At 43.4% G+C, this 23,864-nt stretch carries 21 protein-coding genes; 7 read left to right on the top strand and 14 right to left on the bottom strand.

Annotation, left to right across the window (positions count from 1 at the left end; genetic code table 11):
• The first annotated feature begins 173 nt into the window (after positions 1-173).
• The gene (locus tag M0N77_RS01235; RefSeq protein ID WP_353102795.1) at positions 174-485 is read left to right on the top strand and encodes a YhbY family RNA-binding protein; all 312 of its coding nucleotides are present in this window, start codon (positions 174-176) and stop codon (positions 483-485) included.
• 156 nt (positions 486-641) lie between these two features.
• Complete coding sequence (locus tag M0N77_RS01230) at positions 642-1,376, top strand: hypothetical protein (RefSeq protein WP_353102793.1); 735 nt, start codon at positions 642-644, stop codon at positions 1,374-1,376.
• A 119-nt stretch (positions 1,377-1,495) separates the two neighbouring features.
• Here M0N77_RS01230 and M0N77_RS01225 read toward each other — a convergent pair whose 3' ends face one another.
• Positions 1,496-2,224, bottom strand: a complete 729-nt coding sequence (locus M0N77_RS01225; protein WP_353102791.1) for a CHAP domain-containing protein — start codon at positions 2,222-2,224, stop codon at positions 1,496-1,498.
• Between the two features lie 216 nt (positions 2,225-2,440).
• On the opposite strand from M0N77_RS01225, the gene M0N77_RS01220 reads away from it, so the two are divergent.
• Positions 2,441-2,956, top strand: a complete 516-nt coding sequence (locus tag M0N77_RS01220) for a hypothetical protein (RefSeq protein ID WP_353102789.1) — start codon at positions 2,441-2,443, stop codon at positions 2,954-2,956.
• Between the two features lie 288 nt (positions 2,957-3,244).
• On the opposite strand, the gene lpxC is transcribed toward M0N77_RS01220, so the two are convergent.
• From lpxC to M0N77_RS01160, 12 genes are all read right to left on the bottom strand, one after another.
• Positions 3,245-4,162: a UDP-3-O-acyl-N-acetylglucosamine deacetylase gene (gene lpxC, locus M0N77_RS01215; protein WP_353102787.1), complete on the bottom strand. Its 918-nt coding sequence runs from the start codon at positions 4,160-4,162 to the stop codon at positions 3,245-3,247.
• Between the two features lie 384 nt (positions 4,163-4,546).
• Positions 4,547-5,737: a cell division protein FtsZ gene (gene ftsZ, locus M0N77_RS01210; RefSeq protein ID WP_353102785.1), complete on the bottom strand. Its 1,191-nt coding sequence runs from the start codon at positions 5,735-5,737 to the stop codon at positions 4,547-4,549.
• Between the two features lie 184 nt (positions 5,738-5,921).
• The gene (gene ftsA, locus M0N77_RS01205; protein ID WP_353102783.1) at positions 5,922-7,256 is read right to left on the bottom strand and encodes a cell division protein FtsA; all 1,335 of its coding nucleotides are present in this window, start codon (positions 7,254-7,256) and stop codon (positions 5,922-5,924) included.
• A gap of 117 nt (positions 7,257-7,373) precedes the next feature.
• Positions 7,374-8,186: a cell division protein FtsQ/DivIB gene (locus M0N77_RS01200; protein ID WP_353102781.1), complete on the bottom strand. Its 813-nt coding sequence runs from the start codon at positions 8,184-8,186 to the stop codon at positions 7,374-7,376.
• A 413-nt stretch (positions 8,187-8,599) separates the two neighbouring features.
• Complete coding sequence (locus tag M0N77_RS01195; protein WP_353102779.1) at positions 8,600-9,706, bottom strand: D-alanine--D-alanine ligase; 1,107 nt, start codon at positions 9,704-9,706, stop codon at positions 8,600-8,602.
• A 56-nt stretch (positions 9,707-9,762) separates the two neighbouring features.
• On the bottom strand, positions 9,763-11,202 hold the full coding sequence (gene murC, locus M0N77_RS01190; RefSeq protein ID WP_353102777.1) for a UDP-N-acetylmuramate--L-alanine ligase: 1,440 nt from the start codon (positions 11,200-11,202) through the stop codon (positions 9,763-9,765).
• Positions 11,203-11,278: 76 nt separating this feature from the next.
• On the bottom strand, positions 11,279-12,364 hold the full coding sequence (gene murG, locus M0N77_RS01185; protein ID WP_353102775.1) for an undecaprenyldiphospho-muramoylpentapeptide beta-N-acetylglucosaminyltransferase: 1,086 nt from the start codon (positions 12,362-12,364) through the stop codon (positions 11,279-11,281).
• 169 nt (positions 12,365-12,533) lie between these two features.
• A complete protein-coding gene (gene gshB / locus M0N77_RS01180) occupies positions 12,534-13,511 on the bottom strand; it encodes a glutathione synthase (RefSeq protein WP_353102773.1) in 978 nt (325 codons plus the stop codon).
• 76 nt (positions 13,512-13,587) lie between these two features.
• A complete protein-coding gene (pyrE, locus tag M0N77_RS01175) occupies positions 13,588-14,316 on the bottom strand; it encodes an orotate phosphoribosyltransferase (RefSeq protein WP_353102771.1) in 729 nt (242 codons plus the stop codon).
• 74 nt (positions 14,317-14,390) lie between these two features.
• Positions 14,391-15,428, bottom strand: coding sequence for a hypothetical protein (locus M0N77_RS01170; RefSeq protein WP_353102769.1), 1,038 nt, complete (start codon positions 15,426-15,428; stop codon positions 14,391-14,393).
• A 96-nt stretch (positions 15,429-15,524) separates the two neighbouring features.
• Positions 15,525-16,391: an NAD-dependent epimerase/dehydratase family protein gene (locus tag M0N77_RS01165; protein ID WP_353102767.1), complete on the bottom strand. Its 867-nt coding sequence runs from the start codon at positions 16,389-16,391 to the stop codon at positions 15,525-15,527.
• A 74-nt stretch (positions 16,392-16,465) separates the two neighbouring features.
• The gene (locus tag M0N77_RS01160) at positions 16,466-18,628 is read right to left on the bottom strand and encodes a DUF4105 domain-containing protein (protein ID WP_353102765.1); all 2,163 of its coding nucleotides are present in this window, start codon (positions 18,626-18,628) and stop codon (positions 16,466-16,468) included.
• 160 nt (positions 18,629-18,788) lie between these two features.
• On the opposite strand from M0N77_RS01160, the gene ampD reads away from it, so the two are divergent.
• The 3 genes from ampD (at position 18,789) to M0N77_RS01145 (ending at position 21,862) form a co-directional block, all read left to right on the top strand.
• The gene (ampD, locus tag M0N77_RS01155; RefSeq protein WP_353102763.1) at positions 18,789-19,430 is read left to right on the top strand and encodes a 1,6-anhydro-N-acetylmuramyl-L-alanine amidase AmpD; all 642 of its coding nucleotides are present in this window, start codon (positions 18,789-18,791) and stop codon (positions 19,428-19,430) included.
• A gap of 122 nt (positions 19,431-19,552) precedes the next feature.
• On the top strand, positions 19,553-21,103 hold the full coding sequence (murJ, locus tag M0N77_RS01150; protein ID WP_353102761.1) for a murein biosynthesis integral membrane protein MurJ: 1,551 nt from the start codon (positions 19,553-19,555) through the stop codon (positions 21,101-21,103).
• A 120-nt stretch (positions 21,104-21,223) separates the two neighbouring features.
• Entirely contained in the window at positions 21,224-21,862 is a 639-nt protein-coding gene (locus M0N77_RS01145; RefSeq protein ID WP_353102759.1) for a hypothetical protein, read from the top strand.
• Between the two features lie 30 nt (positions 21,863-21,892).
• Here the strand turns inward: M0N77_RS01145 and M0N77_RS01140 are convergent, their stop codons facing one another.
• A complete protein-coding gene (locus M0N77_RS01140; protein WP_353102757.1) occupies positions 21,893-22,492 on the bottom strand; it encodes an N-acetyltransferase family protein in 600 nt (199 codons plus the stop codon).
• A 156-nt stretch (positions 22,493-22,648) separates the two neighbouring features.
• Between M0N77_RS01140 and M0N77_RS01135 the strand changes: the two genes are divergently transcribed.
• Positions 22,649-23,797: a bifunctional riboflavin kinase/FMN adenylyltransferase gene (locus tag M0N77_RS01135; protein WP_353102755.1), complete on the top strand. Its 1,149-nt coding sequence runs from the start codon at positions 22,649-22,651 to the stop codon at positions 23,795-23,797.
• Positions 23,798-23,864: the final 67 nt, after the last annotated feature.

Below are 23,864 nucleotides of genomic sequence, written 5' to 3'. Positions count from 1 at the left end.
CATTTCCCTCACCTAAAATCGTGCAAAATCCTGCCGATTTCATGCAAGATAGTCTTATATTACTTATAATGCTAATTAACTTTTTTGTAGAAGTAATCCTCGTGCTATAACAGCCGCTATTGGTTATTTCACTACTAAAACTACTCTTTATTTAAATAAACATAAGGAATTTTATGGAACTTGATAACGCTACTATTAAACGCTTAAAAAGCATCGGCCATGAGCTAAAGCCTATCGTGATGATTGGTAATAAAGGTGTCACCCCGGCTATCGCTGAAGAGATTGACAGAGCTTTAACGGATCATGAGCTCATTAAAGTAAAGCTACCAGCAGGCACAAAACATGAGCGCGATATCGTGAGTAATGAGATTGCAGTAGCTGCTAAAGCCAACGTTATTCACACTATTGGCCGTATGGCACTGCTGCTACGCCAAAACCCTAACGCTAACCCTAAGCTGTCAAACTTAGCTCGTCATTCTCAATAGTGATAGCATCGACGACTTTATAATCGTCACAGTTTTAATATCAAATACAGTGTCAATATCAAGGTCGCAACTTTAATCATTTGCGGCCTTATTTATGCGGTTTATTTATTAGCTTTATCCATTTAGCAGTTTAGCCCGTTATAGAGAATGATTAGCATGAGTCAGACTTTTACCCTTAAACTTGCCACCGATAACTTAAGTCATGATGCCAAAGAGATCGGCGTGACTACGGAGCAGTTATTACAGATTAAAGTAGAAGTAACGGCTTATATTTCTCAGCAGGCCGAGAATGAGTGTTTAGATAATGAAGGTTTAAAAGACAATGCCACAAACGCTTGTTTAAAGCTAAATTATGAGATTAAGTTACCTAAAAAAGCTTTGGCTGAGTCATTACAATGGTCTTTATGGCAGCAAAACAACGTAGCTTTTGATGATTATCTCTGGGAGCAGACTTGCCTTGAGTGTTTTATCAGTATGAGTGCAAACCGCTACATTGAGATCAATGCCAATCCAGATGGTCGCTATGCTCTCTATCAGTTTGAGAACTATCGTCAGCCAGCTACTTTGCCGCCTGTGGCTTTATTACAGCCTGGCAGTAACCTGCGAGCACAAATCCATTGGCTAGATGCTCATTCTACTCAGAGGGCTATTCCCACCGATACTACCCATACTAATATGATCAAAACCGATAACTATAACTATCGGCGAAGTTTATGTTTGCCATTAGCACAGCTGCCTTATCCCTTAGCAATAAATGATAAAACTCTAATACATCCGTGTGTGATTCTTTATTTTGATCAGGTGGCGCTCTACTTTGCTCCGGCTCATGCTGCTCCAGCTGACTTTCACCAGCGCCAACATTGGAGCGTTTTTAGCCATAGTAAACATTAGCTTTTAATTACTTTTTTACTTAAACTATTATCTTAAACCATAAAAACCCAGTAATGTCATTGAGAGCATTACTGGGTTTTTAGTAGGCTTTAACGGTTATAAGCTTAGGGTTTGCTGAGTTATTTATCAGCCATAGCTAAGTAGATACCACGGTTTGATGCATCATCAACGTATTTTGAATCGCGCCAAGTAGTATAGCTGTGTGTACCGCTATAAGGGTTGATGCTGTTTTGGCGGAAGTCAGAAACCCAGCCACTGCCATCAAATATCTGAATATGGCCATGTGGACGGCTTGAGGTGCGATTGAAGACTACTACATCACCGATTTGCGGCGGCGTATCATTACTGATTTTACTAAAGCCTGCATTAGCTAGCGTACCACGGGTAGCATACTGATAAGCAGACGGGTTTGGAGTAAACTCATAACCGGCAGATTGTAGCGCTTTACGCACATAACGAGCACAGTAACCAGAGCTTCTAGATAAAGCAACTCTTGAGGCATTAGCAGCGGCGATAGCTGGTGCTGAATTGCTGTCTGGAATATTACTACGAATTTGTTGTTGACGCTCGTATGATAAACGACTTGTCAATGAAGCAAGCTGGTATTCTTTTTGCTTGGCATGGGCGCTTAGATTATCGATAGCTTGGCTGATTTCATCATTGCTGTAAACGTGAGCACCGCTGTTAGTGCTGTAGATGTTCTGGCTAGAACCGTAGTTCGAAGCAGCAGAGATATTGGTGATGGTATGACTCAAGGTATTATTTGGTTGAAAGGTCGTTTCGACAGCACCACTCGTTTGTGCTATGCCCATTCCCAGTACTGACAAAATTAATAAAGCTTGTTTCATAAATTTTACTACCTATTGTTAATACAAGAGCGCCCGTCATCCATAACGAAGCATCAATTAATTTAAAGGATATAACTATCAAACAATCGTGATAAAATCCTAGGTATCGCAGTTAACCCTCTAGTCTTAAGCGCTCGACACTAGCATCATTACTAGTCCTGTCATACGCCTCGTAGATTGACCGCTTCAACCTTATGTCTAGCCATGAGCAATACGATGTCAAAAAAACAACCTAATCAACTCGCTCAGCTTATCGATCATCAAGCTTTTGCTGGTAGCGCGCTACCTCGAAGCTTAAGCGATAACATGCGTCTATTTACGCAAGCCACCACTGAGATAAAAAAGCTATTGGTAGAGTGTCTACCAGAAGAGATACTTAATAGCTGTTGGGTGGTTGGTCTAACCAATGAGCAATTGACGCTTAGTGTGAGTTCGGTAACAGCTGCTAATCATATTCGCTACTTACATAACGCTTATTTATCAGTGTTAACCGAGCAGTCGATTACATTTCAACAACTCAAACAAATCAACGTCGTGGTAACTCACTTACCTGCTAATTTATCTAAAGTTTCCGATAAATCAGTCTCTTCAGCAGCCGTCTCAACCTTGCACCAAGCCAATGTAAATCAGGCTCTTAGCCAAAACACAAAGCGGACTATATCACAGGCTGCAAAGCATGTCACCACGGATAAAAACCTAAAAAAAGCACTTTTGCGGCTGATAAAAGACTAAAATAATCTGCTTTACATTGTAAACTTATGTAAAAATCGCTCTAAAAAACTGCTCATATTGAACTAATATCACAAAAATTTCAGGCGAAAAAAAACGCTTAATGAAAATTACCATCAATCTGGCTTCTTCATTAAACGTTACTTGATAGCTGTCAGCTTTTGTATTACCTAACTTTCAGCAATTCTACTTATTATTAGCTTTTTTATATAGTAAAAATTGAGGATGTTTTGCTTCGTAAACTATGTAATATTGCGTAAATGTTGCGATACATCCTGTATATTCGTGTATTTATCCTTCAACAGCTAATCTTGAAAGCGGTAAATATTCGATAGGACAGCTTACATTGTCATCAAATGTTACAATTTCAAAGTTACTAGCATCAAATAAAATCTCACGAACCAATAAATTATTCAACGCATGACCCGATTTATAGGCACTAAAACGACCTAATATAGGATAGCCAATCAAATATAAATCGCCTAGTGCATCCAATATCTTGTGACGCACAAACTCATCATTGAAGCGTAGTCCTTCAGCGTTCAACACTCTATGCTCATCAATAACGATGGCATTATCCATACTACCGCCTAGAGCTAGATTATTTTTGCGTAGTGCTTCTATGTCTTTGATAAAGCCAAAGGTACGAGCTTCACTGACCTGTTCAATAAAATTCTGTGTCGAAAAACAAAACTGCGCATGCTGAAAGTTTTTATTAAAAGCAGGATGTTCAAAGTCGATCTCAAAGTTCATCTCAAAACCTTCATATGGACGCAGCTCTGCCCATTTATCCTCTACTTTGACACGTACTGGTCTAACTATTCTCAAAAACTTCTTTGGTGCTTCTTGTTCGATAAAGCCAGCTTGTAGTAGTAACCCAACAAAAGGAGCGGCGCTACCATCCATAATAGGAATCTCACTAGCTGAGACGCGAATCAACAGGTTATCTACCCCAAGACCCGCTATAGCACTCAATAAATGCTCAACCGTACCGACACGCGTACCACCGAATACTAGATTGGACGACATCATAGTGTCTTGTACCAAAAAAGCACTAGCAGGGATAGGAGCTGACCCCGGTATATCTGAGCGCTCAAAGACCACGCCTGTATCGATAGGCTGTGGATGAAACTCTAAATTGACAGGCTCGCCACTATGTAAGCCGGTACCAGTGACCGCTATAACTGTTTTAATAGTTCTTTGATTCATGGCTGCTCTCTCACATATTTTGTTACAATTGGCCTAGTGTACCATTAGCATGCCCCCGTTCGCTATAGTAAAAAAACACTAATTTGTCTATTATAGTCATTAACAATACTTGTCATAACCATTTTTCTAGTTAGATTTAATCATCTATAGGTAGTAAACCATAATAAAATCAAGGGCTGCAGAGTTTTCGATAATGACTAATAACGCTGTTACTATCGATGTTTCAAAATGTAAATTATTTAATAATAATTATAAAACTTCACAAAAAAAGTCAGTTCTGATATTTATTTATGCTGGAGATAATAATTTTTAGGCAAAAAAAACCAGCGCTTAGACGCTGGTTTTAGTCATTTACAACTGAGAGTAAAGAGCGGTGAGTTAATACTATTTGTTTTGCTGACGTTTTAGATAATCTTGAATGCTATTAGTCTTTGTTTGTGGCTGCTCTTTGACTGATGCTCGTGGCGCGCTGTCTTGATACTGCTGAGCCTGATTCTGTTTTTGGCTATTTAAAGCGCTAGTATGCAAGCTTGGATCTACTGACTGCGTACTATTAACCGAAGGCACTGGCGGCTCTTCAACCTCTTTGCCTGCATTCTCATCCAAAGTTAGACCTGTTGCAATAACGGTTACATGCAAATCATCGCCCATCTTCTCATCGATAACAGAACCATAAAAGATATGCGCTTCATCTATATCGGTAATCTCATCAACAATGGCACTGATTTTGCTCATCTCATCCAGAGATAGTGACTCAGAAGAGATGACGTTAACGAGTAGGCCTTTGGCATTCTCTAACCGTAAATCATCAAGCAGTGGCGATCTAATAGCCTTTTCAGTCGCTTGACGGGCGCGATCATCACCGCTAGCACGGCCAATACCCATCATCGCATGACCCTTAGCAGTCATAGCGGTACGAATATCGTTAAAGTCAATATTGATCATACCTTCGCTAGCAATAGTCTCAGCGATACCTTGCACCGCGTGCAGTAATACATCATCCGCTTTTTTGAAAGCATCTTGCATGGAGATATTGCCATAGACGCTCATCAACTTATCATTAGGAATTGTGATAATAGAGTCGACAAAATTAGTCAACTGCTCGATACCCGCTTTGGCAGCTTTGATGCGTTTACCACCTTCAAATTTGAATGGCGTAGTGACTACAGCAACGGTTAGCACCTCTAACTCTTTGGCAATACGAGCCACAACGGGAGCCGCTCCAGTACCAGTACCACCGCCCATGCCTGCGGTAATAAAGACCATATCTGAGTTTTGTAGCAATTCGCGAATGGCTTCTTCTTCGCTCTCAGCAGCTTCACGCCCTACCTCTGGATTGGCTCCAGCACCAAGCCCGCGATTGGTTTTTGCGCCAAGTTGTAGCTTATTTGGAGCAGTTAAACGATCAAGAGCTTGTCTATCGGTATTAGCACAAACAAAAGTAACGCCTCTAATACCTTGCTGAACCATATGTTCAACCGCGTTACCACCGCCACCGCCGACCCCAAATACGGTGAATCTTGCTTGGCCATTATCTTGAACTTGACTATCATCTGGCATAGTATATTTTGACATAAAAAGGGTTCTCCAGTTGCAAATAGCTTAAGGGTCGACATACGCTAGCCATAGACTACTTCTAGCTATCTACGATGCTATCGACTTACTATATATAAATGTATTTGAATAAAATAATCAAAAAAAGGGTACCAAAATAATATAGCACTAATCCGCTTTTAATAAACTTATCGCCATAAAAGCATTACAGTATTTTTTTGAACACATTAGTAAAACGCTGACCTACCTTTTGAAAGGTGACTTTTACGCTACTCTTTTTAATAGCTTCAGGCTCGCTTTGTTCACTATGGCGAAACTGCTCGCTTTGACTATATAACAAAGTTCCAAAAGCGGTATGATAAGCGCGGTCATTAACCTGAGTACTAAGCTGCTTAAAGGTGTCTTCACTATCAAAGTGATTATAGGCACTAATGTCCGGATGAGTATTAGACATCACCACTGGCATCTTTAATAGTTTTTTGGCAAAGGGTATCATGCCTTTAATCGTACTACCGCCCCCTGTTAACACAATACCGCAATCGATAAAGCCTATCAGTTCTGCTTGATGTAGTTGGCGCGCCACCTCAGTGAATATCTGAATATAACGAGCTTCGATAATACGGGCTAAATTATGCAAACTGACATTAAATTCATCACCACTTGTTTGTGGTTTAAACAGATGAAAAGCGCCAGGGTCAACGCTATGAATATCGACTGTACCATGAGATTTTTTTAGTCGCTCAGCTTCTATCATCGAGATACCGATATCGGCTGAGATATCCATAGTAACCTCGTGACTGCCACTAGCGATACAATGCGTAAAGATAAGCTTATTCTCTTTATAAACGCAAATGCTAGTAGTACTCGCGCCTATATTAACCAAACAAACCCCTTGCTGGCGCTCTTCGCTTATCAGGCTGTATTCTGCACTAGTAACAGCATCAAAAACAATATGATCGATGCCGACATCGCAGCTTTGTAGCAGTTTTTGAATATTTTGGCGACTAGCGACTGGCATCATCATCATGTGATAAAGAACGGTGATGTTTTTGGCGATCATCTCAATGGCGTCATCGACCATAGTGTCGGTATCATCGATATAGATACCTTGCTGACAGCAGTGCATTAAATAATAATCAGACGGTAAATCTTGCGCCTTGGCACTGGATAAAGCCTGCACCATATCTTTTGCTAGAACGACCTCCTCCTCTACAGCGACTTGCCCGATACTATTCTTACTCAAGAGCTCAGGAGTAGCTAGAGTTAGCCAAACACTATGTACGCGGCAATTTGCGGTATCTTCCGCTTCTTGAATGGCTTGTTTGATAGCGCCTTGTAGCCGTTCGCGATGCTTGATTCGACCTTGATAAAAATCGTTGTTTTTGACTTGACCGACACCCATGATACGAATGTCTTTTGCAGAGACGACACTGCCGATTACCACATAGACTGCAGTGGCACTTAGATGAACAACAACGAGGTTTTCAGTATTTTTCATGTTACCAGACAAATTATCGCTAATCAGGAGACTATTAGGCATCCCCATTAATCATTAAAAAATTACTTGCAAATGAACTTATCTAACCAATAGCGTTAAATTATCCTTTAGAGAGATCTAAAGTAAAAATCCATTTTACAAAGATGAGTAAAATATCAGTTAAGAAGTAGCAGTAGCTCCGGTAGTAGCCGTAGTATCCGCCTCCTTAATATTCCAAGTAATGGTAAAACCGTTCTTATAACGTAAATCTATTGATTGCATCTCACTGAGTCGATTATTAAGCTGAGCGGCTAACAATTGACTTAAACTCAATAATTTTTGCGCCGTGTTTTCGTTATCAACAATAACACGCAGGCCATTATCAAACCGAACTAGCCAAGTCATACGCGGCGTCAAAATAATATCTTCAACTTGCACATCAAGCGGTGCATACCATTCATTAATCTGCTGCATTTGCTGCATGATTACCGGGGCTTGCTCAATAGAACCTTGTAAAGTAGCGAACTGCTGTTGACGCAAATCACTACTATCAGCCGGTACAAACACTTTGCCTTTGGCATCCACTAATCTTTCGGTACCAAAATTGGCGATAGCTTGTTTGGGTAATGCAGTAATAACTATACCGCGCTGCCAATCGCGAGTCACACTCACCTGATCGACCCAAGCCAATCCCATCGCAATATCACGTAAAGACTGTAAATCATTAGTAAAAAAGCTGCTTACCTTTTGTTGGCTCATGGTCTGCTGTAAGCTTTGATACTGAGCGGCACTCAACCCTTGAGTATTGACAGCAATAGTAGCAGGCGGCGCATCGCGTAAAGCCTTAACCCCCATAGCTAATATCAATAATAATAAAGCCACCACTACCGCTGTAAAGATATACTTAGCTGAATTTAGCAAAGGTAAGCTTGGTTTTTTATTATCCATTTCAGTATTCATTAGCTCAGCCACATCATCGACAGTTTGAGCCATAATTGTATTCGCCCCTATCCTTTATTAACGCTATTCATTCACTAAATAAAATCAATTGGTTTTGTTAGATTAGATCGCTATAAATATCATTAATAGTATTTATTATCAAATGGTTATTAAAGTTTATAATAAAACTAACAATACTAGCTATTATTAACAGAAACTACCAAAAATAAAAGCATCTATAGTGATATTTTGGACGATTATTATCAAATAATTGGATTAAACCTAGCCAAAATAGCATAATCACTGCAATGTTAACGTATTTTGCAATCAAACAATAGCTTAACCCGCATCAAGGCTAATGAATTTACACAAGTTTACACTAAGCTGTGTTATAGCAAACTCTAAGACACTTTGCGCTGTCTGGTAATCGCTATCTTACGATAAATGATGATCAAATCGACTAGCTATCAAAGCGTTTGCGATAAGATATGCCAGCATAAGTGCTCAAAATCCATACCGCGAGCTTTGGCAGCCATAGGCACTAAGCTATGACTAGTCATGCCTGGCACAGTATTAATCTCTAATAGCCAAAAATTACCATTATTATCCTGCATAGCATCGATACGGCCCCAGCCTTTGGCATCTACCGCGCGAAAAGCCGCTAAGCTCAAAGCTTGTAGATGCTGCTCATCGTTAGCACTTAAACCACAAGGAATATAGTAGCTAGTATCATTACGATTATATTTGGCTTCAAAATCATAAAAATTACTGATATCGGCAGGCTCTAAGCGAATGACTGGGTAGGCCTCATCATCAATAATAACAATAGTAAATTCGCGTCCAGTAATCCAGCGCTCCGCCATCACCGCATCGCCGCACTGCACGGCCGTGGCATAAGCTGCTGGTAGCTCATCTAAATGATTTACTTTAGTCATGCCAATGCTAGAGCCTTCATGTACGGGCTTGATAATCAGCGGCAAGCCCAGCATATTGACCACTTGCTGCCAATCGGTATCTGCAGTCAACAACGAAAAGGGCGCTGTTGAGAGACCACAGCCTTGCCAGAGCTGCTTGGTGCGGACTTTATCCATGCCTAAAGCAGAAGCTAATACCCCAGAACCCGTCTGCGGAATGTCCAACCACTGTAAGACGCCTTGTAATACGCCATCCTCACCGCCGCGGCCATGCAATACATTAAATACCCGATCGTAGTTACGCAGCTCAGTCACGTCTTGATCTCTAGGATCAAAATGCTCAGCATCGATGCCTTGGTTTTGCAGCGCTTGCAAGACAGCCGCGCCGCTATCTAAAGAGACGCTACGCTCATTGCTATTACCGCCATACACTACCGCAACTTTACCAAATACGCTGGCGTCTTTAGCGACTGAATCAGCCTTAACCGCTTTCTCATTATTAGCCGCTTTATTATCACTAGCCTGCTTATCCGCTAAGTCTTGTTGTTCGATATGAGCGGCTACTAACGCTGGTTCTGGGTTTTTTATATTAGTAAGCTGATTATCATCGCTATTATTTTGCTGATTGATAGTAAGGTTTTGCTGATTTTGATTACTCATAAGGACTATTCCTAAAGTTCTTTTAAGGCTTAGGGCTAAATATCATTGTAGGCCGATTATTTTAGATATAAATCATTCGCTGCCAAGTCAATAGCAATCTGCCCAACATTGCCCGCTCCTTGAGTTATCAGCATGTCATTGGCTTTTAGCAGGCGCTGCATTACTGGTGCGATATTGTCTTTGTCCACGATAGTCGGCTCAACTTCACCGCGCAGACGGATACTACGAGCCAATGATTTGGTATCAGCGCCGTTGATATGACTCTCACCTGCTGAATAAACATCAAGGAGTAATAATTCATCAACGCTCGATAAAACTTCAACAAAGTCATCGAAGCAGTCACGAGTACGGCTATAACGATGCGGCTGAAACATCATTACCAAACGGCGATCTGGGAAGCTTTGGCGCGCCGCTTTAATAGTGGCATCGACTTCTTTGGGATGATGGCCGTAGTCATCAATCAGGAGGATATCTCCTTCATCAACGGCTACCGCTTCATGCTGCTCAAATCGCCGACCAACGCCTGCAAACTTTTGTAAAGCTCGCTTGATAGCTTCATCATCTACCCCTTCATCGGTCGCCATAGTAATGGCAGCCAGAGCATTATAAACGTTATGAATACCCGGAATATTAAGGGTCAAACGCAGCGGCTCTCGATCACGGCGCAATACAGTAAAATGCGTTTTAGTGCCTTCGACTACTACGTCAGTGGCTTGCACATCATTAAAAGGCTTGAGTCCAAAAGTCAATACTGGGCGGCCGATGTCATCGATCATCGCGTACAGCTCAGGGTCATCACCGCAAACCACTGCTAAGCCATAAAAAGGCATATTTTGTAAAAACTGAATGTAGGCCGCTTTTAATTTATCAAAGCTGTTTTCATAGGTTTCCATATGATCTTGATCGATATTGGTCACAATAGCGGCCATCGGATGTAAGCTCAAAAACGAGGCGTCTGACTCATCAGCTTCGGCAATCAAAAAGCGGCTGCTACCTAAAGCGGCGTTTTTGCCCGAAGCATTAAGCTTGCCACCAATAACATAAGTAGGGTCTAGTTTGCCTTCAGCCATCATAGTGGTCAGTAAGCTAGTGGTCGTGGTTTTACCATGAGCACCGGCTACTGCAATACCATGACGATAACGCATCAACTCACCTAGCATATCAGCGCGGCGAACCACTGGCAGACGTGCTTTTAGCGCCGCCTCAATCTCAGGGTTACTGCGATCAATAGCTGAGGACACCACTATAACGTCAGCGTTAGCAATGTTTTTTGAGTCGTGACCGATAAAAATCTCAATACCAATACTCGCTAAGCGCTTGGTAACTAGGCTGTCAGTAATATCAGAGCCACTAACTTGATAACCTTGATTATTCATCACCTCAGCGATACCGCACATCCCTGAGCCGCCGATACCCACGAAATGTAGATGCTGAATACGGCGCATCTCTGGAATCTCAATCAGACGTTTGGGTAAGGCTTTGGCAGAGGTTGGCATAAGGATATCTCTTGTATAAAAAGTTAAAAATTAGTAATAAGCAGCAACTGGGCTTTAGAGGCTGTATAGAATAAAATTATAAATGTTGCCAAATAATATCAACGACTTGTTCGGTGGCGCTGCGGTTGGCAAGCGCATGGCCTTTTTCTGCCATTTGTAAACATTTGGCTCGATCAAACGTTGCCAGCTCCGCACTTAGCCGCTCAGCGCTCAGCTCCGATTGGGGTAATAAAATGGCAGCGCCGTGCTCGGTCAGCGCCCGTGCATTAGCGGTTTGATGATCGTCTACTGCATGAGGTAGCGGTACAAATATCGCCGGTATACCGACATTTTGAATCTCTGTCACCGTCAATGCGCCAGCGCGGCAAACCACAATATCCGCCCAATTATAGGCCGCTGCCATATCCTCAATAAAAGGCTGTACCGTAACTTTATGACGGCTTAACGGTTGACTATCATAAGCAGCTTGCGTCGCTTGTTCATTATTGCGCCCGCACTGATGATACACCGCAAACGGTTTATCTAGCATAGCTAGTGCTTTGGGTACATTAGTATTGAGCACCTGCGCGCCTAATGAGCCGCCCACGACTAATAAACGTAGCGGTGAGCTGTCATTAACATCATAACGAGCCTCGGGCGCGGCAACCCCAGTGATAGCATTACGTACCGGATTGCCTACGGTTACAAGCTTACTGCTGCTTTGACTATTGGCAAAAGTATTGTCAAAGGCTTGCAATACTTTGGTTGCCATCTTTGCCAAATAACGATTACTCATGCCAGCAATAGCGTTTTGTTCATGGATGATAAGCGGCGTGCCAGTCATACGCGCTGCTATACCACCAGGCGCAGTGACGTAACCGCCAAAACCCACCACCATATCAATCTGGTTACTACGAATAATCTTCATCGCCGCCATCGTCGCTGACAATAAAGTTACCGGCATTTTAAGCAGCCGTGCAACACCTTTACCACGCAGACCTTGCATAGCAATTGAATGAAAGGCATAGCCTGTCGGTGCAACCAAAGCGTTTTCCATACCAGACGCTGTACCCAACCAATGAATAACCGCGCCGCGCTGAGTCAACTCCTCGCTCACAGCTAGTGCTGGGAAAACATGCCCGCCTGTACCAGCAGCCATCATCAATATATGCGGTGTCTTCATGGGGATCTGCCTATCTTTTTTATGATGTCAATTTGGAGTGCTAAAAGCCGCTGGCCAAAATTTGCCATAGTATAGAGTAAATCATTCGCCTATATATAGTGTTTTCTATGACTAAAAAATATTAATTTAATCTATTGTCAGCTAGCGTCATTAAGGGTTATTTTTACTACTAAATCATTAGTTTTTGTTCGATAGCGATTATAAAGTCAGTACCGATATCGGTGCCACATTGATCATCAATCTCACGCACACAAGTTGGGCTAGTGACATTGATCTCGGTAATGCGGCCACCAATTAGATCTAAACCGACAAACATCAGCCCTTTTTCTTTGACAATAGGCGCAACCGCTAAAGCCACTTGACGTTCAGTATCGCTCAAGGGCATAGCCACCCCGCTACCGCCAGCGGCTAGATTACCACGAGTCTCGCCTTTGACTGGAATACGCGCTAGGCAGTAATCGACCACTTCGCCATCAACGATAAGTACCCGTTTATCGCCCTCACTAATCTCCGGCAAAAACCGCTGCGCCATAATAGGCAGGGTCTCAAGCTCGGTTAAAATCTCAAGGGTAACGCCAATATTAGGGCTATCAGCAGTAAGACGGAAGATGCCAGTACCGCCCATACCATCAAGCGGTTTGACAATGACATCTTGCTGCTCAGCGATAAACTTACGAATATGGCTTTGCTTACTAGTGACAATCGTTGGGCTCATATAATCGCTAAACCAAGTGGCAAATAGCTTCTCATTACAGTCACGAATGGCTTGCGGGTCGTTAACTACTAGCAAGCCCGCCGCTTTGGCATGATCGAGCATATAGGTAGCGTAAATAAAGCGCATATCAAACGGCGGATCTTTACGCATCAAAATCACATCATAGTCGCTGACGTTAGCGGTTGATCTGTCACCCAAAGTATAAAAATTCTCTGGATTACGATAGACCGTAACAGGCTGCGAATCGATCATCAGCTGACCGCGATCGAGCCACAAGTCATGAATCTGACAGTAGCCTAGCGTATGACCGCGATCTTGCGCCGCCCACATCATCGCCAGACTGGTGTCTTTTTTATAATTAACACGCTCGATTGGATCCATAATCACTAGAATATTTAACGATTTGGAAGCTTGTTGATTGTTTTTACTCATAAGAGATCTCGCTGTTTTTATTGTTATGATAATTTCAAAATAAAGAAAAGGCTTCGCTTAAAGATAAGCTTAAAAACTAAACGCCGTATTGTTCGCGGTACTGCTGCATTTTTGCTAGCTGCTCAGCGTTTTTATACTGACTACTATCATCAGCAAGATAGCCGATCAAATCGTCAATATCGACCAAGGCTTTTACGGGCACTTGCAGACTAGCCGTCAACTCCTGAATAGCAGAGTGCTCATTTTGACCTTTTTCTTTGCGATCAAGCGCCACAATGATACCAGCGACGCTAGCGCCTGCTTGCTGCAAAATCTCTATCACTTCTCGCATCGCCGTACCGGCGGTAATCACATCATCTAATATCCAGACCGACTTACCCTCAACATCAGCGCCGACTAAATTGCCGCCTTCGCCATGGGTTTTGAATTCTTTGCGGTTGTAGCCCCAATCGGCATTGATACCATGATGCAGCCATAGTGCTTGCGCGGTAGCAGCGACAAAAGGAATGCCTTTATAGGCGGCACCAAAGATCACCAGCGTATTATCATTATTGTTTGCTTGATTAAGCGCCATTTGCTCTGCTAAGGCGTCGGCATAGCCGCTAGCTAATAATGACAACATCTCACCTGAAGCAAGCAAGCCTGCATTAAAAAAATAAGGGCTAATACGGCCAGATTTGAGCACAAACTCGCCAAATTTTAGTACTTTATTCTTAAGGGCAAGTTCAATAAATTTTTGCGCTGAAAAGGTGTTTGCGGCAACGTTTTGCGCGCTGTTGTAAGCGGTATCATGAGTAGTAGGCATGAGCATTCCTGATGTTATTAAAGAGATAATGAAGCATATTGAAGATAAAACTTGTGCAAACGCAAAATAGCCATCTAACTTGACCAGCCGTTAATCAGATAGTCATCCATATTGGCATAGCGAGTAAGCAAACCACAGCGCGAGGAGATATTAAAATAGGCGTGGCCCTCAGCACTTATTTGTATCTCCCAGCCTAGATAATGCGCTGCCACGATAATGTGGCCAGCGAATAGGCGGATTTGGCGATAATGATAACGGCTAGCAGGCGAATGATAAAGCTGGCTTAATAAATAACTACGCACATAATGGCAAATCTGCTCGGCGCTATAGCTTTGATTGATCGTTTTACGCGTAGGGCATTGCTGTAGCGCATGAACCGCAACACTACAAGCGAGAATGTCTGTCGCTAAACTGCCCTCGCCGGTTTCAAAATCTTGCGGCTGTAAAATCACTTGCCAATCATCGGCATAAAGGCTATTGAGCAGCTCATCAGGATTGTAGCGCTTAGTCAATACGCGCAAAGATAGCGCTTGATTAAGCGACTTTTCAGTGTCTTGTTTATTGGCGCTATTAGCATCAGTATTAATAAAATTATTAGTAGTTGCCATAAAACCATAGCGATTAAGCTTAGGATACTGATGGATAGCGTTTTGAATATCTGCCAAATCTAGCAACGTCATCTTCTCTATTGAAGATAACAAGCTTTGAGACGAAGAGGCATTTTGCTCTTGTTTGGGACAACGGCGATAAAAACTCTCTGGCAGCTCAATCAATTGTGCCGCACTAAGCAGGGCTAAATGCTCTGCAAAAGGCTTTGATGCTATTAACTGCCATTTGGATAAAGACTGCGCTTTGGGTTGAGCAAAGCGTGCCGATTTACCATAAAGTCGACGTAGCTGATCGTTATTACTTCGGGCAGGCTCTGGGATGTCACTCAAAGGTCGCGCTGGATCAAGTGGCGTTTGCTTGGGGTCGAAGTTAGGATGAATAATAGCGGGTTGCTCACTACTCGCTCCTTGCGAAAAATCAACCTTATTCTGTGCAAGTTTGTCCAGCTCAGCACTGAGCTGAGTACTCGGTAAACTAGTATCAGAGATAAAAGGCTGAGTCATAGCGGCTCCATATAGTTGAGTAAAATTGCGGTTTAATAGGTAAATAAATAGCGGTTATTAACAGGCGTGGTGCTAACAGGCGTGGTGCTAAAAAATTTACTCTTGCCGATGCTGTAAAATATCATGATAACCGCTTTGCCAATCAGGATAATCCAGCCAAGTTAGCGGAATGTTGCTGTGCAAGCGTTTACCGGTAGCGAAGCTTTTATCGTTATCAATCTTAGCAGGAGTAGTGCCTAATTGTTTACTTAACCAAGCATCAAGCTCAAGCGTGGTCACAGGCCGATAGTCGGTGGCGATATAAAGCGGTTTTAATAGCTTTGCTTGCTCGGTATCAGCGCTATCTAGCGTTAAAACCTTGCAAATAATCGTCACCAAATCGCGATCCACAATGCGATTGCTCCAGTGCTCAGCAGCGATAGCCTCTTTATGGCTCTCGCGCGCTTTACGCAGGCGCATCAAACGCTCGCGGCCATAAATACCACTAGGACGAATGATAACCGCTTTATCATCGAATCCTTGCTGCAATGCTTGCTCTGCTTGCAAAATGACCTTTGAGGCGCCGCGCTCAGGCTCAATAGGCGGGGTATGCTCATCAATCCATTCGCCACTGTCTTGACCATAAACCCCTGTCGAGGAGATAAAAATGATACGCTCAAGCTTTGGTAGCTCACCGGCTAGGCTCGCTAAATGCTCACAAATGGCTAGATAGCTAGCGTTATAGCCGCTCGTTGAATACTCATCAGGCGTGACAATAATAGCGATGCGCGTAAAGTCTTGTAGCTGCTCGCAAGTTAGGCTCAAGGCATCAGCCTGCATAAACTTAGCTTTATCAGCCAAATTATAATGCGCGCGTGTGCTACGGGCCAGACCAGTCACCGATAAGCCTTTAGTAGCTAGTTGATTGGTCACTGGTAGACCGATATCCCCTTGACCGATAATCAGTAAGTTCTGAGTATTCATAATGCTTCCTTTATTTAGCATGGCAGCACGACTTTTTGCCCTTATACTTTTTGCCCTTATTATAAAAAACAGGACTAAAAATAGCGTCTGTATGATAGCTGCACATCGTCATTGGCTTTGACCCTATCTTGCCAGTCGTAGTTGGCATTGATGCGCACTGCTTGTTTTTTATCGATATCGTATTGTAGACCTAAGCTTGAGATAGGCTGCCAATAGTGACCGCGAGCGTTAGAGTCATCGCTGCTGCCATGATACCAATATGGCAATTGTAATTGTGCCTGCGCGCGTAACTGATTGTTAAGCTGATAACGGCAGCCTAGATTGACGCTAGCGCCTACGCGGTAACCTTTATTAATACCGCGCCCTACTTGTCCTGTCCCTGCTAATAAAGCGTAGCAAAGCTGCGGCGGCATCTCGCCAGTACCCGCGCTAGGGCTGCCAAACGCCCACGACCAGCCTGTCTCATAACCGACACTACCCACTAAATGGTCGCGCCCTCTCTCTTGTGAGCCATCATTGACCCTTTTTGCCTCGACACTTGCACCCCAAGTCTTGCCTTGTTTGGCGGTATTGACTGGATTAAAAGAGCGTCCGCGCAGTACCGTAAGGTTCTGTAAGACGATGCTATCAGGTTCATTATTTTTGCTGCTATCGCTATCATAAAAGCGTAGCGTGGCTGCTAACGCTTCTAAATTAAAGAACTGCGCATATCCTGAGGCGCGATCTAAAGTATCATGAAAGCCCAAGCGTACCCCAAGATCAATATAGTTATTATCACCGCGCTGACCCACCCCAATTTGCGCCACTTGTAAAGGATGGCGATCAATGGGGTTATTATCCGAGGCAATAATATTATGATCGATAATTACTTTAGGCGCACTTGCAGAGATACTCGATAACGCATTACGTTTTGCTGACTTAATAGCGTCCGCATCATCTTTGCTTAAATTCTGATACCCCAGCGCCGCTGCGGCTTTTGCCTTATTCAACTGCGCTTGGCGCACCGTACTATCCGCTGGCGTAAAGTGCGCATCCATCAATGTCGATTCATTATCAAGCAATTGGATGACATCGGAGGGAATCACTACATAAGGCAGCTGACTGAGCAAATCCTGCTCAGGGCGCACCACATCAATCAAGCGCAAAATCTCAGAAGCACAGTTATCGGTAGTGAAGTAATAAGGAATATCTAACTCTTTAGTCTCCCAAACATGCAAGATAATCTGCTGCACCTCAGCAGGAGTCAGATCTAATTGATAAGTCCAAGCATCGCGCTCATCGTCTTGTAGATACTTAGCAAGCTTCTCTGGATAAGGATCGATCTCAATTCTATTATCATAGCCGCCACTAGTGGCCTTGATAGCATAAATGGCAAAAGCATCATCAGGATTGCCATCGACAGTATCGTTGAGCGCATAAGCATGATAAATCTGGCTTGGATCGGCTGCGCTGGCTGGCGAGTCAATACGTAGTAAAGTGTGAGCAAAAGCGGAGATCGGATTATCTAGATACTCTTCAGCAAACATAATCGATAGCTGCTCAGGATTGAGCATGGCCAGCCATTCTTTAAGCTCTTGGCAATCAGCCTGCAAACTTGCGCTATCAATACCTAGCTTCTCTTTGAGCCACTGCGTACGCGCTGGAAAACGGCAAATCGCTGAATGGCTGCTAAGCGCTGTGTTCTGGACGGTTGTCGTTTTAGGCGCAGCGATATGATTAGCAAAAGCGACGAGCATCGCATCCAGCTCGCGACTGGCATCAAACTGTCCATCGGCACTGATAAAAAACCTAGAGTCATCGATTAAGCTTTTGGGGGCATCTTTATTAAATAATGATCTTTTATCATCCAAAAAATACAACAGTCGTCGCCATGTCGTATGCTCAGCAAGATTGTCCGCTTGTACTTGCTGACGCCAAGTGGCTAATAACCGCTCTACTTTTTGATTTTGCTCATTATTGACAGTAGTATTCGCGCTAATTGCTGTGTTCACTGAAGTATTATTTAGCTTTGGCAAAGGCGCTGTCGAAGCGCTTAAATTATCGGCTGCTAATGGCGTCTCTTCTACTGCTAACGCGCCATCCTCTACTAGCGATGACGGTGTCGGTAAAAAAGCTTGTGCTGGAACGCTCAATAGCAGCCCGGCAATGGCGAGCGCTAAACGAGCTTGGCTAGCTGTATGTTTTTGCGTGATGTGTTTTGGATGATCAGCCACAAACTTTAAGTTAGGATTAAACATAGGTTAGGATCTCGTGTTTTACTTGGTTTATGGCTAAATGAGCGAAAAGTTACTGATGATAGTTTAGGGCAAACGCTGGCTTATATTTCGATTAGCTAGAGTGTATGATAGTGCAAAACCTACTCTTACCCCTCCTTCTCTTATTATAGCAGAGACTACTATGCCCACCACGCCAATGATTATCTCTAATGGTCAATTGTCCTCGGCTACTTGGCTACCCTCGCCTAACCAAAATGCTCGCCCTAATAATAAGCATGACGATATAACTCATAACGATACAACCATAAACGCTAAAGATGGTATCAATACTATCGTCATTCATAATATCAGCTTGCCGCCTAATGAATTTGCTCAAACGGATAAAAATGGTCTGCATTATGTTAAGGCATTGTTTACCAATCAATTAGACTGGAACGCTCATCCCTACTTTCAAACCATTAAGGGCGCTGAGGTGTCCGCGCATTTACTTATTGAGCGCGATGGCAGTATTACTCAGTTTGTCAATTTTGCTAAGCGTGCTTGGCATGCGGGCCGATCAAGCTATTTGGGTCGGCAAGAGTGCAATGACTATAGCATCGGTATCGAGCTTGAAGGCTCAGACTTTACCCCTTTTACAGATATTCAATATCAAGTGCTAAGCGAAGTCATCATAGCGATATATAAGGCTTATCCCAAAACTCGTCGGCACTTAACCGGACACAGTGATATTGCCCCAGGCCGTAAGACTGATCCGGGCGATTATTTTGACTGGGCAAGGTTACGCGCGCTGCTAGCGAATAAGCTTAGCAATGAATCACTATAAAAGCGTAAACAACAACACGCGCTATTGCACATTCAATCCATTTATCAAGCGTCTTAAAATGCTATAATCCGTCAGTTTTTTGACATTATCCAATCAGTAAACCCACTAGCAAATAGGTTCCCATGGCAAAAAGTCGCTTGTTCCGCTCCACCATGGTCGTCAGTAGCATGACCATGCTGTCACGTATTTTAGGCTTAGTGCGCGATATAGTACTGCTAGGCGTGTTTGGTGCCGGCGGCCTGATGGATGCCTTTTTGGTCGCTTTTAAGATACCTAACTTCTTGCGAAGGCTTTTTGCTGAAGGCGCTTTTAGTCAAGCTTTTGTACCGGTACTCTCAGAATACAAAGAGAAGTATAACTTGCAAGAGGTACAACTATTAGTCAGTCGAACCTCTGGCGCGCTACTGCTGATACTATCGATGCTAACGGTAGTGGTGATCCTACTAGCGCCTTGGGTGGTGACTTTATTTGCGCCCGGTTTTGCTGATCAGCCGGACAAGTTCGCGATCACCGCTGAATTATTACGTCTAACCTTCCCCTATTTGCTCTTTATCTCGATGACCGCTTTTGCTAGCGGTATTCTGCAAAGTTATGGACGCTTTGCCGCGCCGGCCTTTGCACCGGTGTTATTAAACTTATGTATGATTGGCGCGGCGCTTATATTTGCACCGATGTTCGATACGCCTATTATGGCGCTTGGTTACGCTGTCGCTATCGCCGGACTCTTGCAGTTTTTGATACAGTTGCCGCAGCTTTGGCAACAAAAGCTGCTGGTTGCGCCAAAAGTCGATTTTAAGCATGAAGGCGTTAGACGTATTTTAAAGCTCATGTTACCGGCTATCTTTGGGGTTTCAGTCACTCAGATTAATTTATTATTAAATACGGTATTTGCCTCATTGATGATAGGCGGTTCGGTCTCTTGGTTATATGCCGCTGAGCGCATGAGTGAGCTGCCATTAGGTCTCATTGGCGTGGCGATTGGTACGGTTATTTTGCCGAGCCTATCGGCAAGTGAGGCCAAAAAAGACGACATCACCTTCAAAAAAACCATTGATTGGGCAGCGCGGCTGATTATCTTAGTCGGTTTGCCAGCAGCGGCGGCGCTATTTATCCTCTCAGATGTGTTGATGCAAGCGCTGTTTTTGCGCGGTGAGTTCCTATTGCGTGACGCACAAATGAGCGGACTAGCCCTGCGTAGTATGGCAGGCGGTATTTTGGGCTTTATGCTGATCAAAATATTTGCGCCAGCCTTTTTTGCTCGTCAAGACATTAGAACGCCAGTCAAAATAGGGATTATCTCGGTTTTTGCTAATATGTTATTTAGCGTGGTTTTTATTGGTATCTTTTATTTTCTTAAGATTCCTCTACACGGCGGCTTGGCATTAGCGACGACTGGCGCCGCTTTTGTTAACGCCGGTCTGCTCTATTACTTTTTACACAAGCGCGAAATCTTCCGTTTTGGTAGTCACTGGAAAAAGTTATTTACTCAGTTCGGTATTGCTACTGGATCTATGGTAGCCGTGCTCTATGTGATGCTGCCTTACTTCCCAACTGACTCTGCACAGTGGCGACGTATTGTGGCCTTAGTGATTATGTGTGTTGTTGGTGCCGCAGTTTACGGGGTAGTATTGTTAGCAACGGGTTTTCGCCCGCGTCAGCTCAAACATGGTTAGCTTACCAAAAGCTTACAACCTTAGAATAAACCTTGACTGTCACTATACTGTAAATACTCAAGAGACTTGGCATACTTAGTGAGATGGCAAACCTATCATTTACTAATATTAAGGTTTACGATGAAAACCAATTTTTTAATATCCTCTATGAGCACCACTTTATCAGCAAAACCTTCACTATTTGCGACTGGTTTATTAGCCACCAGCCTACTGCTTAGTGGCTGTAGTAATAACGATAGCGCTCAGACAGCAGCGCCTAAGGACAATGATGAGCAAATAGTCGTTGCCAATAGCAATGGTCCGGTAGAAGAAGCGGTAGCGGCGAATACGCAAGGTGTTGTCGCTGATGATAATGAACCCGTTAGCACTGATCTAGCAGCTGATACTAGCATGACTAATGATACTATCCGTCCGATGGCTACTGCTTCTGAGTCGCCAAGCTTAGTGACCAATCCTACTGAGCCCGGTACGCCTGAAGACACAGTCAAACAAGCGCTAAATACCTTATATTATGGCGATGCTAAAGAGGCTGCCGACTACTATCAGGTCGATATGGCCAACTTTGAGGTGGAGCTTGCCAATACTCAAAGCGCCTTTCAGCAAACGGTTGAAAGCGTAACTATGACCAATACGCAGTATAGTGTCGACAAAACACGCGCCACCATCACCGGCGAGCTAAAGCTAAAAGGGCAAAGCGAGCCGGCTCCTTTGACTTATGAGCTAAGAAAAGTAAAGGGTCAATGGAAGATTTTGGGTTAATAAGCTAATAAAATAACGAGCCGACAAAATTTATACGTCGGTTGTATCGGTAATCTTAATGGCTAACCCCAGCATCACCACATCAGCGATAAAGCCCTGCATATCGCAAACTTGCGGCATATAGCCCCATTGCTCAAAACCAAGCTTTCGAAATAATCCTAAGCTTGGCGTATTATGAGCAAAGATAAGCGCAACAATATTGTAGATACCCAAACTTGGCGCTTGCGTCAGCATCCATCCGATCAATAAGCTACCCAAGCCCTGACCCTGATAATCGTGATGCAAATAAATACTAATCTCACTGCTGATATGGTAGGCGGTGCGCGCGTATAAATCGCTAAAGCTGCCCCAAGCGACGATTGTCGCCGATGCTTTACTATCTGACTGGGCTTTTACTACATAAATGGGACGTTTTGGATTATTTATATGCTCATCAAACCACTGCGCCCGCTCTACACTAGTGACCGGCGCTAAGATAGCAGTCGCTTGCTTGCCGGCGATACTTTGATTATAAATGTCTACTATAGCTGCCAGATCATTATGACTAGCGCGCTGTACTATAAATTTATTATTAAGCGCGACTGTATGACTGTCCTTGCTTTCATTAAGGATAATTGCATCATTGAGCATAGCTTTATTAGCCTGATAGTGAGTTATCTGTAGTTTGCAGTGTGAGACTGACTATTTTACTTTATAATGGCAAACCTTAAAGCCTTTTGAGGCGAATAATATTATCTAAAACGCTATTTTTCTTTATTTCACTGCTCTTATCATAGCTGCAAATTTATGAATACCTATTTTTTAGAACAACTGATTGCTCCGCCCTTTATTATCTTGGCTGATAAGGCGGTAAATAGTGCAGATAGTAAGGATAACAGCCTTACTGAGCTTGCGCCTTGCGTGCTGACTATCGGCAATTTTGATGGCGTGCATTTGGGTCATCAGGCCATGCTTGCAAAAGTTCGAGCGTTGGCTGATGAGCGACAGCTAAGTGCGGCAGTTATGATATTTGAGCCGCAGCCGCGTGAATTTTTTGCTCCGCAAAAAGCTCCTGCTCGCCTGACCAATCTAGCAGAAAAACAAGCGCTATTAGCAGAATATGGTGTCGACACTTTGATTGTGGCAAGCTTTGATAGCGATTTTCGAGCGCTGTCTGCCACCGCTTTTGCTGATCTATTAGCGCTACGATTAAAGGTAAAAGCTTTGGTGTTAGGCGATGATTTTCGTTTCGGTCACGACCGTACTGGCGATAGTCAATTTTTGCAAAACTATGGCCTGCAAGTCACAGATCTACATACCATTACTGATAAAGTGAGCACTAACAACCAAGCGGCAGACTTTGATACTGCCAAAAATGATAGTGCTAATAAAGCTACCGCTGATGATAATAATGAAAGCACGCGCATCAGCTCTACCCGTGTCCGCGATTTATTGTTAGCTGGCAATATAGAGCAGGCCAATCGACTACTGGGCCGCGACTATACCATTATGGGTACTGTGGTTAGTGGGGATAAAATCGGTCGAACCATGGATTTCCCTACGGCCAATATCGATCTAAATCGTATAAAACCAGCTTTGCACGGTATCTTTGCGGTAGATGTAGTACGTCTTAATAAACAAGGTGAGGTGATTATCAATGGTTTGAGCGCTCTTGCAGCAGAGGGTCAAACTGGGGTGCCTGGTCTACGTGCGCATAGTCTTTTTGGTACGGCTAGCGTTGGCATTAGACCTTCGGTGAATAAAGGCGATAACTGGCGTTTGGAAGTACATTTCCCAAACTTTAAAGCTGATTTGTACAATGAGACGCTCCAAGTCCGGTTTTTACATTATTTGCATGGTGAACGTCATTATGATGGTTTAGAAGCCTTGAAGAAGGGCATTCATCAAGACGTTGCTGATTTACTAGCTTGGCGAGAAGAGCAGTTAGCGCCCTAATTAAGAGCGCTAAATTGGATATAAAAAAGCCAGCTTAGCGAACAAGCTGGCTTTTTTATGATTTCTA

This window comes from Psychrobacter sp. AH5, assembly GCF_040371085.1.
Lineage (GTDB): Bacteria > Pseudomonadota > Gammaproteobacteria > Pseudomonadales > Moraxellaceae > Psychrobacter.
The sequence above is the reverse complement of the archived record's forward strand: the minus strand, read 5'-3'. Positions and strand labels throughout refer to the sequence as shown.